This window comes from Chitinimonas sp. (genome assembly GCF_041904975.1).
Lineage (GTDB): Bacteria > Pseudomonadota > Gammaproteobacteria > Burkholderiales > Chitinimonadaceae > Chitinimonas.
On the sequence record NZ_JAYRLZ010000150.1, the window covers coordinates 1 to 10,281 of the forward strand.

At 64.6% G+C, this 10,281-nt stretch carries 6 protein-coding genes and 1 pseudogene; 4 read left to right on the top strand and 3 right to left on the bottom strand.

Features of this window, described 5'->3' with window-relative positions:
* The 4 genes from ACE3OH_RS14000 to ACE3OH_RS14015 form a co-directional block, all read left to right on the top strand.
* A partial coding sequence (locus tag ACE3OH_RS14000) for a UvrD-helicase domain-containing protein (protein WP_374353935.1) occupies nucleotides 1-2,875 on the top strand: 2,875 nt, incomplete at its 5' end.
* A gap of 1 nt (nucleotide 2,876) precedes the next feature.
* Nucleotides 2,877-3,608 carry a phytanoyl-CoA dioxygenase family protein gene (locus ACE3OH_RS14005; RefSeq protein WP_374353938.1) on the top strand — a complete coding sequence of 244 codons (732 nt, stop codon included), beginning with the start codon at nucleotides 2,877-2,879 and terminating at the stop codon, nucleotides 3,606-3,608.
* A complete protein-coding gene (recD, locus tag ACE3OH_RS14010) occupies nucleotides 3,605-5,311 on the top strand; it encodes an exodeoxyribonuclease V subunit alpha (RefSeq protein WP_374353941.1) in 1,707 nt (568 codons plus the stop codon). The genes ACE3OH_RS14005 and recD overlap by 4 nt, the downstream gene beginning before the upstream one ends.
* A gap of 35 nt (nucleotides 5,312-5,346) precedes the next feature.
* Nucleotides 5,347-5,715 (top strand): VOC family protein, encoded by a 369-nt coding sequence (locus ACE3OH_RS14015; RefSeq protein WP_374353944.1) that lies wholly within the window; start codon nucleotides 5,347-5,349, stop codon nucleotides 5,713-5,715.
* Between the two features lie 19 nt (nucleotides 5,716-5,734).
* On the opposite strand, the gene ACE3OH_RS14020 is transcribed toward ACE3OH_RS14015, so the two are convergent.
* The 3 genes and pseudogenes from ACE3OH_RS14020 to ACE3OH_RS14030 all read right to left on the bottom strand — a co-directional run.
* The gene (locus ACE3OH_RS14020) at nucleotides 5,735-8,641 is read right to left on the bottom strand and encodes an EAL domain-containing protein (protein ID WP_374353947.1); all 2,907 of its coding nucleotides are present in this window, start codon (nucleotides 8,639-8,641) and stop codon (nucleotides 5,735-5,737) included.
* A 206-nt stretch (nucleotides 8,642-8,847) separates the two neighbouring features.
* Nucleotides 8,848-9,762: a UDP-3-O-acyl-N-acetylglucosamine deacetylase gene (gene lpxC, locus ACE3OH_RS14025; protein WP_374353950.1), complete on the bottom strand. Its 915-nt coding sequence runs from the start codon at nucleotides 9,760-9,762 to the stop codon at nucleotides 8,848-8,850.
* Nucleotides 9,763-10,028: 266 nt separating this feature from the next.
* Nucleotides 10,029-10,281 (bottom strand): annotated as a pseudogene (locus ACE3OH_RS14030) (cell division protein FtsZ); the annotation flags it as partial.

Genomic DNA, 10,281 nt, shown 5'->3' on the forward strand with positions numbered 1-10,281 from the left:
GGCGGTGGCGGGCGGCCGCTACAACGGCCGCGTGCTGCGCAGCGGCAGGCGGGAAAGCAGTATCGAGCGCTGGCAACGCTGGCTGGGCGGCCCGCGTCAAACCGGTTTGGCCGGCAAGGATGACGAAAAGTCGCTACGCCGCCTCGGCGCGCCTGCCTTGGCCGAGGCACAAAAGCAGCCCTATCCCTTGCCAGCGCTATTCAGCCTGCTCGACACCCTGCTGGAAGCACGCAGCCGGCTGATGCGGCAGCGGCGCGAGCAATTGGCCGCCGCCAAGGCGCAGGCCCTGCAGCAGGTCAACGCGCGGCTCAGCGCCGACAAGGCGCGGCGCGGGGTGATCAGCTTCAATGATCTGCTGCTGGCGCTGTCCGCCGCCCTGCGCGGCCCGCATGCTCAGGAACTGGCGCGCCTGCTCGGCACGCGCTACCACGCCGCCCTGATCGATGAATTCCAGGATACCGACCCACTGCAATTCGGCGTGTTCGAGCGGATTTTCGTCACACAGCACAAGGGCGCAAGCGACAAATCTGCCTGCATCTTTCTGGTCGGCGACCCCAAGCAGGCGATCTATTCCTTCCGCGGTGCCGATCTGTATGCCTATCTCGATGCGCGCCAGCGTGCTGCCACCCGCCATACCCTGACCACCAACCGCCGCTCGGTGCCGCCGCTGGTGGACGGCGTATCGCAATTGTTTGCGCAGGCCAAGGCGCCCTTCCTGCTCGATCAGCTCGACTATCCGCCAGTGGATGCGCTGGATGACAAGGCCAGCCTGCGTATCGATGGCGCAGCGCAGCCGGCGCTAAGCTGGGCCTGGCTGGATGAGGCGGCCAGCAGCAAGGAGCAGGGCCTGCGTGAAGCCTGCACGCAATCGGCCGATGCGATTGCCCGCCTGCTGGCGCTGGGCAGCAGCGGCCGCGCCCTGCTGGGCGAGCGGCCGGTCAGCGCCGGCGATATTGCGGTGCTGGCCGCCTCGCACCACCAGATCAGCGCCGTGCAGGCGGCCTTGCGCGACCGTGGCATCGCCAGCGTGCGCATTGGCCGCGACAGCGTATTCGGCACGGAAGAAGCGCAGGCGCTATTGCAGGTGCTGCTGGCCCTGCTGGAACCGGGCGATCGCCAGGTACGCGCCGTACTGGCCAGTCACTTGGGTGGCTTGCACGCCGCCGCATTGCAATCGCTGGCCGCCGATGAGGCCGCCTGGGATGCGCTGCTGGCGCAATATCGCCATTGGCAGCAGCTCTGGCAGCGACGCGGCCTGCTGGCGGCGCTGGAGGGCTGGCTGCTCGACAGCGGCGTGGCCGAGCGTCTGGCCGACTGGCAGGATGGCGAGCGCCGGCTGGCCAATCTCTTGCACCTGTTCGAGCTGGTGGAGCAGGAAGCGCGACAGCGCCATGGCATGCATGCCCTGATCAACTGGTATCGCAGCGCGCTGGCCGGTGGCAGCGAAGAAACCGACACCCGACTACTGCGCCTGGAAAGCGATGCGGCACGGGTACGACTGGTGACCATCCACGCCTCCAAAGGCCTGCAATACCCGATCGTGTTCTGCCCCTTCCTGTGGGACGGCAAGCGCGACGAGGCGCTCTACGACGCTGCCCAGCTCAGCGAGGACGATAGCCTGGCGCTGGCCCATGATGCCGATGGCACAGCGGTGCTGGACTTCGGCAGCCCGCAACGGCCGATGCGGCTGGCACAGGCACGCCGCGAGCGGGTGTCGGAGCGCCTGCGCCTGTTGTATGTAGCGCTGACCCGCGCCGAATCGCAGCTGGTGCTGCACTGGGGTGCAGTCAGCGGCGCCGACACCTCGGCGCTGGGCTGGTTGCTGGCCGGTGGTGAGCAGCAGGATCTCGATGCCAGCCAGTGGCAGGCGCGGCTTAATGCCCTGCTGGAGCAACACGCCGGCACCATGGGCTGGCTGACCTTGCCGGCCGATACCGGCAGCGCGGTGATGGCCGCGCCGACACCGGTTCCACAAGTGGCCCGCCTGAACCGCCACTTGCGCTGGCGCTGGCAGATGAGCAGCTTTTCCAGCCTCACCGCCGGCCTGCATGACGAGCGCCCCGACCATGACGCCGGCGCAGCACCCGTGCTCGACACTGTGCCGGAGGCCGACACCGAGTCGGCGCCAGCCCCGGTGTATTACCGCGATATCGCCACCTTCCCGGCCGGCGCCCATGCCGGGGTGATGCTGCACAGCGTGTTCGAGGAGTGGGACTTCGCCCGCGAGGATCAAGACGCCCTGCGCGACCATGCGACGCAGATGCTGGAGAAGCACGGCTTCGATAGCGCCTGGGCCGATGGCATCGCCAATCTGGTGAATACCACCCTGCATAGCGCCATCACCCCGTTTGGCGACCGCCTGCACGGCTTGGGCAAGCGCAAGAAGCTGGTGGAGCTGGAATTCACCTTCAGCCTGCGCCCGTTTGCCTGGCCGCAGCTGCAAGGCCTGCTGTCGCGACCCGAATACGGCCTGCCAGCGAGCTTTGCCCAGGCAGCGCGCCAGCTGCGCAGCGAGGTCGCCAGCGGCTATCTGAAAGGCTTTATCGACCTGAGCTGCGAATTGGGCGGGCGCTACTGGGTGCTCGATTACAAATCGAACAAGCTCGGAACATCGCCCGCCGATTACACGGCAACTGCGGTAGAAGCCGCCATGGCGAACGAACACTACTATCTGCAGGCACTGATCTACTGCGTGGCCCTGCATCGCTACCTGAAATGGCGCCGGCCCGACTACGACCATGCGCACCACTTCGGTGGCGCCAGCTACCTATTCCTGCGCGGCCTCGACCCTGCCGTGCCGCTGCAGGGGGTGTGGGCCTACACACCACCGCTGTCACTGCTGGAAGCGCTGGAGCAGCTGTTATGTGGGGGCTGATATGCCATTGACTGCCAACCAGAGCGCATGCTTTGCCCGCGATGGCTTTGTCTCACTCGGTAGCTGCCTGCCGCAGGAATTACTGCACCGGCTCGAGCAGCAGCTGAGCGCACTACACGGCGGCCGCTGGCATGGCGTTCGCGATGCGCTCGACACCGTGCCGGCCGTTGCGGAACTGGCCAACTCTGCCCAGATGCATGAGCTGGCCGCCGCCTGTGCCGGCGCGCCAGTGCGCCTGGCCCGCGTGCTGCTGTTCGACAAGCAGGCCGGCCGCAACTGGCTGGTGAGCTGGCATCAGGACCGTACCATCGTGGTCGATCGCCGGCTCGATCTACCCGGCTGGGGCCCTTGGTCGCGCAAGGAAGGGCAATGGCATGTGCAACCACCGCCTGCCATCTTGCAGGCGATGGTCACCCTGCGCCTGCATATCGATGCGACGAATGCCGACAACGGCTGCCTGCGCGTGATTGCCGGCTCGCACCTTGCCGGTCTGATAGCCGAAGCCGACGTCGGCGCAGCAGTAGCGGCCGGCCAGGAGACGCTACTGACCATGCAGGCTGGCGAGCTGCTCGCCATGCGGCCCTTGCTGCTGCATGCCTCCAGCAAGGCGCGCCAGCCCGGCCATCGACGGGTGGTGCATCTGGAGTATTGTGCGGCCCCCTTGCCCGCCGGGCTCGAATGGGCCTGCTCCGTCGCGCCCGCTGTAACCACCTCACTACAAAGCCCTGCATGAACTACAGCCCGCTTTCTGCGCTCACGGTCGAATTATGCGACTGGCTACACCAGCGTTTCCCGACGGCGCCTGCCAGCGCCCATGCCGCCGCCAGCCTGTGCGCGCAGCGTGCCAGTGAGGGCCATGTGTGTATCAATCTGGCGCAAGAGGCTGGCACAAACTGGCAGGGCGAGACCTTGCCCGAGCTGGCCGACTGGCTGGATGCGCTGGACCCGTGCCCATTTATTGCCCGCGCGGGTGGTTTTGCGCCGCTGATACGCGATGGCGATCGGCTTTACCTGGGCCGGCTATGGGCCGATGAGGTAGCGCTGGCCGCCGCCCTGCTGGCGCGTGCCGGCTCCAGCAAGCACGATGAGGCAACCATCCATGCCGCCTTGGCGCCGTGGTTTGGCGATGGCGCGGCCGACCAGAGCCAGCGACAGGCTGCCGCCATTGCCCTGGGCCATCGCATCGCGGTGATCGCCGGCGGCCCCGGCACCGGCAAGACTACTACCGTAGCCAAGTTGCTGGCCGCTCAAGCCAGCCTTAGCCCCGGCTTGCGTATCCAGCTGGCAGCGCCTACCGGCAAGGCGGCGGCGCGCATGGTGGAAGCGCTCGAAGGCGCCAAGGCGCGCCTGGGGCTGGACCTTGCCACGCAGGCCGCCTTGCCCGATAGCGCCACCACTTTGCACCGCCTGCTCGGCTTCCGCCCCGATAGCGCCACGCCGCGCCATGGCCCGGACAACCCGTTGGCGCTGGACCTCGTGGTGGTGGACGAAGCGTCGATGATCGACCAGGCCCTGTTCACCAGCCTGCTGGCGGCACTGCCGGCGCGGGCGCAGCTGATTTTGCTGGGCGACCCGCATCAGCTCGCCTCGGTGCAGGCGGGCAGCATCTTCAGCGAACTGGTCAGTCTTGCCGATAGCGGGCCGGCCTCGCCTTTGGCGGCCGGTATCGCCCGGCTCACCGTCAGCCACCGCTTTGGCGGCGCCATCGGTGAATTGGCCGGACTGAGCCTGCGCGGCGAGGTGGCAGCGGCGCTGAATCTGCTGAAAGCCGCGCCAGACGGCCTGCGCTGGCAGGCCGGCCGGATGGCGCAGTGGCAAGCCGAACTGTTGGCGCAGTTAGCGACGGCACTGCCTGGCTACCGGCAGGCCGTGTCAGCCAGCCAGCCGGACGAGGCCTGGCAGCACTTCAATCGGCTGCGCCTGCTGTGCGCACTGCGTGAAGGACCGTGTGGCGTCGATGCGATCAACCGGCTGATCGAACAGCAGCTATGGCGCGATGCTCAGCGCCACGATGCGCGCCATGCGCCCTGGTATGCCGGCCGCCCGGTAATCATCCGCAGCAATGCCCCGGCACTGGGGCTGGCCAATGGCGATATCGGCCTGACACTCGCCACTGCCGAAGGCCTGCGCGTGTTTTTCCCATCCGGCACTGGCTGGCGCGCACTGGCACCCGGCCGCCTGCCGGCTCACGACACGGCTTTTGCCCTGACCGTGCATCAGGCACAAGGCTCGGAATTCGATGCGATATGGCTGCTGTTGCCCGATGACGATGCGGCGGTGCTCAATCGCAACCTGATCTACACCGCCCTGACCCGCGCCAGAAAACAGGTGTGGCTCTGGGGTTCGGCCAGCACCCTGGCTACCGCCCTGGAACGCAATCCGCGCCGCGAAAGCGGCCTGGCGGCGCGCTTGATCGGCACCCCGGCCCACCTATGATGTGATTTCCCCTCACCCATGCGCAGGAGTGCATCATGGCAAACCCGGTAGGCTGGTTCGAAATCTATGTGCAGGACATGGCACGTGCCCGTGCTTTTTATGAAGCGGTTCTCGCTGTCACCCTCAGTCCGCTGGATATGCCTGGCATGGAAATGCTGGCCTTCCCGATGGATAACGCGCAATTCGGTGCATCAGGCGCGCTGATCCGCATGGACGGCGTGCCCTCCGGCGGCAATAGCGTGATGGTGTATTTCAGCTGCCAGGACTGCGCCATCGAGGCGGCTCGCATCGGTGCAGCTGGCGGCAAGCTGCAGCAAGAAAAAACCGCAATAGGGCAGTATGGGCATATCGCATTGGGCGTCGACCCCGACGGCAATATGTTCGGCCTGCATTCAATGGCCTGATCGAGGCTTGGTGGCTGGTTCAGCGCGCCCGTTGTGCCAGCCATTGCTCCAGCTGCGCGGCGGCCATCGGCCGGGCGAACAGATAGCCCTGCGCCACCTCGCAACCCTCGGCGCGCAAAAATTCCAGCTGATCGACGGTTTCCACCCCTTCGGCCACCACGGTCAGGCGCAGGCTCTGGCCAATCCGCACCACCGCACTGGCGAGGGCGCGGTCTTCATGGTCGTCGCTCAGATCGCGCACAAAACTCTGGTCCAGCTTGAGCTCGCTGACCGGAAAGCGCTTCAGATAACCGAGGCTGGAGTAACCGGTGCCGAAGTCATCGACCGCCAGTGCCACCCCCATGCCATCGAGTTCGCCCAGGGCGGCGATAGTGTCGTCGGCCCGCTCCATCATCAGGCTTTCGGTGATTTCCAGGGTCAGGCGCTCCGGCCCGAGGCCATGCTGATTCAGAGCCGCACGCACCAGGGCTGGCACATCGCCATGGCGGAACTGCCGCATCGACAGATTCACCGCCACCCGTGGCAGCACGAGGCCGGCAGCCTGCCAGGCGGCCATCTGCCGGCATGCCTCGTTCAGTACCCAGTTGCCCACCGCATCGATCAGGCCTGATTCTTCTGCCACCGGAATGAACCGGGCTGGCGAAATCATGCCCCATTGCGGATGCTGCCAGCGCACCAGCGCTTCCAGTCCATACAGCAGGCCTTTCTCCACGGTCAGCTGCGGCTGGTAGTGCAGCAGCAATTCACCGGTCTGCAGTGCCTGGCGCAGGGCGGATTCCAGCTCCAGACGCTCGGCCGCGTGTTCATTCATATCGTGCCGGTAAAAGCAGAAGGCATTGCGGCCTCGCTCCTTGGCCCGGTACATGGCGGTATCGGCATGCTTGAGCAAGGTGGTGTAATCGAGGCCATCGCAGGGGGACAAGGCAATGCCCAGGCTGGCCGAGCCATTGAGCGTGACCGCCTCCATCTCGACCGGTTGTGCGGCTGCGGCGATCAGCTTTTCGGCCACTGCCGCCGCGCCCTCCGCATCGCAGGCGGGCAGCAGCAGCACGAACTCATCGCCACCCAGGCGGCACACCGTATCTGATTCGCGTACCGCAGCACCCAGTCTATTGGCCACCACCTGCAGCAGGCGATCGCCCACCGCGTGGCCCAGGGTATCGTTGATGGTCTTGAAGCGGTCCAGATCGAGAAACATCAGCGCCAAGGGCGTACCATCGCGTTGGGCTGCCAGCAAGGCCAGCTCGACCCGGTCGGCCAGCAGGGCGCGGTTGGGCAGGCTGGTCAGCGGGTCGTAAAACGCCAGGCTGTGTACGCGCGCTTCTGCTTCGCGATGCTCCATGGCGATGCCGGCCAGATGGGTGCAGGTATCCACCACCTTGCGGTGAAAGGCATCTGGGGCGCGAGCTTCGCCGAAATACAGGGCAAAGGTGCCCAATACCCGACCATCGCTGGCACGGATCGGCGTAGACCAGCAAGCGCGCAGGCCATGAGCCAGCGCCAGCGCCTGATAGTCCTGCCAACGCGCGTCGGTGGCGATATCGTCCACTTCGACCGAACGGTTGAGAAACGCAGCCGAGCCGCAACAGCCGACCTCCGGGCCGATGGTCAAGCCGTCGACCGCCTGTATGAATGCGCGCGGCAAGCTCGGTGCAATGCAATGGAACAGGCGATCGCCCTGCAGCAGCAAAATCGAGCAGCGCGCCTCCGGCACCAGCTGTTCAAGCATTTTCACCATGCCAAGCAAGACCTGATCGAGCGGAAAACCGGCGGCCTGCTCCTCCAGCACCTTGTGCTGCAGGTTCAACAGGCCCTCGGCACGCAATTGCTCGCCAATATCGTGCGCATAAGCGACCAGAAAGGTTTCGCCATCGAATTGCATCTGGCTGACCTGTACCTCGATAGCGATGGTCTGCCCCTCGGCACCGAGTACCTCGGTGCGGAAGGTACGGTCGATGGCGATATCGAGGCGGCGCCACTGTGCCTGCCAGTCAGCCACGGCCAGTTGCGGGCAGAAGTCCTTCAAGGGGCGGCCGAGGATATCGGCACGCAAGCGACCCAACAGGCGCGCGGTGCCGGCATTGGCATAGCGGATGCGCCCGCCGGCATCGACCAGGGCGATGGCCAGATGCGCCTGTTCGACCAGAAACTGGATGCGGCGTAATTCCTTTTCGGCCCGACGCTGGCGGTCGATATCGTGAATGATGGAATACAGCAAGGCGCGGCCCGCCACCGATACCGGGTTGGAATGCACCTCCACCTCGCGTACCTCGCCATCCTTGAGGCGGTGCCTGAACACAAAGTAGTTGCGCTGTTCCAGCTGGGCCCGCGCCATCTCCTGCCGGATCGCTGCTTCATCAAGCACATTGATCTGCTTGATATTGAGCTGGTCGAATTCTTCCTTGCTGTAGCCATAGAAATGGCGGGCGGAGGCATTGGCGGCGACGATCTCGCCGCTATGTGGATCGATCATCAGCTTGATGGCCTGGCTACGCTCGAACAGCTCGCGGAAGGTGCGCTCGCTGCGGATCACCTCGATTTCGGCGGCCTTGCGCCAGCTGATATCGCTGACAAACCAGGCGCTTCCGAGGCTATGGCCAGCATCATCCTGGACGGGCGATATGGAAGCTTCGGCCCAGAAACTCACGCCGTCACAGCGACGCAACTGCATTTCTTCGGTTACTGCGGTGCCATTGCCACTGCGGGCCAGGCAGTCATCCAGCACGTGCAGGCTCTGCGGATCTACAAAGTCAGCCGCCACCCGCCCGTTCATCCGGCTTTGACCAAGCCCGAGCAGCTGCGCCATGCGGGCATTCATAAAGCGGGTATGACCTCGGGTATCGAGCATCCATACCCCGCACTGCGTCTGCTCGATCAGCCGCTGGAACAGGGCAGGATTGTCGTCTCCAACACCATCTGAGTGCATGGCACCGCTTCCCGGCTATGCAATACCGCCTTGCAGATCTGGATTGGTCACGATAGCAGGCTCGAAACAGGCCGGACCTCACCTGGCTGCCATCGCACTACGCTGCGGATTCGCAGCGTTTCTTCAATCGCGCCAGTCAAGCAGCGCGGACGCTGTTATTTATAGCTTTGAATTGCCGAACCGGCACAGGTGCATGCTTGTTGCGGTCAGATGGCCGCAGCGCGATAGCGGTGAAAGGCTGCCGGCGCCTGTTCGGCGCGATCGAAACTGACGAATTCCCACGCCTCGCTGTCGGCCAGCAGGGCGCGCAGCAGCTTGTTGTTCATGGCATGCCCCGATTTGAAGCCTTCAAACGCAGCAATCAAGGGGTAGCCGAGGATATACAGGTCGCCAATGGCGTCGAGTATCTTGTGGCGGACGAATTCATCTTCGAAGCGCAAGCCGCCCTGGTTCAATACCCGGTATTCGTCGAGGACGATGGCGTTTTCCATGCTGCCGCCACGACCTAGATTATTGGTGCGCATATATTCGACTTCATGCATGAAGCCGAAGGTGCGGGCGCGCGCCACTTCCTTGATATAGGAAGTCTCGGCAAAGTCCAGCTCCACCGTCTGCGCCGCCTTCTTGAAAGCCGGGTGATTGAACTCGATGCCGAGTTTGACCTTGTAACCCTCATGCGGGCTCAAGCGCACCCATTTATCGCCTTCCACCGCCTCCACCATGCGCTTGACGCGCACATAGCGTTTTTTGGCCGGCTTTTGCTCCACCACGCCAGCTTGCTGGATCAGGTAAAGAAACGGCGCGGCGCTGCCGTCCATGATCGGCATTTCCTGGGCACTGACATCCACCAGCACATTGTCGATGCCAAGCCCGGCAAAGGCCGACATCAGATGCTCGATGGTACCGACCCGCACATCGTCCTTCACCAGGGTGGAGGACAGCCGCGTGTCGTTGACCAGATCGGGTCCGACGCGGAAACCCGGTTGACCGGGCAGATCCACCCGGCGGAACACGATGCCATGGTCGGCCGGAGCCGGCGTCAGGGTCAGTTCGACCTTATCACCGGAATGCAGGCCGACACCGACGGCTTTGATGGGGCTGGCAACAGTACGCTGGTAGATCATGAGCTGCTTCTCGTTCAAACGGGGTCGGCGGTGCGCCGGCCGGGCAACCTGCGCCCCTGCCGACCTGAACTGCCCCCAATTCCAAAGGGAGCGAATCCCTCGATTTTGCCATATCGCAAAATCGATCCTGATTGAACTTGGCTATCGGTGTAATGTGAAACGTGAAAGGTGATGCCTTGCTTCGCAAGGCTTGTGAAACGTGGGATGACTGCAATCGCTGCAGCCACCAGTCACGTTTCACCTTTCACTTTTCACCGCCGCACCTAGTCCGCCTGCTTGCGCAGGAAAGCCGGGATATCCATATCACCGCCGGCAAACACCGTACCGCGTGGCGATTCGACTGCGGCGCCAAGGGCAGCGGCGCGGCGGCCGTTGCGGAACACGGCGGGTTGGTCGTATTGCTCGTAGTCCATCGCGGCCGGCATATCGTCGGTGCCGGTGCGGTGTACCACATGCAGGTTCGGCTGCTTCTTTGCCTCGCGACCGCCGAGACCGGTGGCCACCAGGGTGACGCGA

Coding starts and splice junctions, on each gene's coding strand:
- ACE3OH_RS14005 (WP_374353938.1), top strand. CDS start 2,877: ATGCCATTGACTGCCAACCAGAGCGCATGCTTTGCCCGCGATGGCTTT.
- recD (WP_374353941.1), top strand. CDS start 3,605: ATGAACTACAGCCCGCTTTCTGCGCTCACGGTCGAATTATGCGACTGG.
- ACE3OH_RS14015 (WP_374353944.1), top strand. CDS start 5,347: ATGGCAAACCCGGTAGGCTGGTTCGAAATCTATGTGCAGGACATGGCA.
- ACE3OH_RS14020 (WP_374353947.1), bottom strand. CDS start 8,641: ATGCACTCAGATGGTGTTGGAGACGACAATCCTGCCCTGTTCCAGCGG.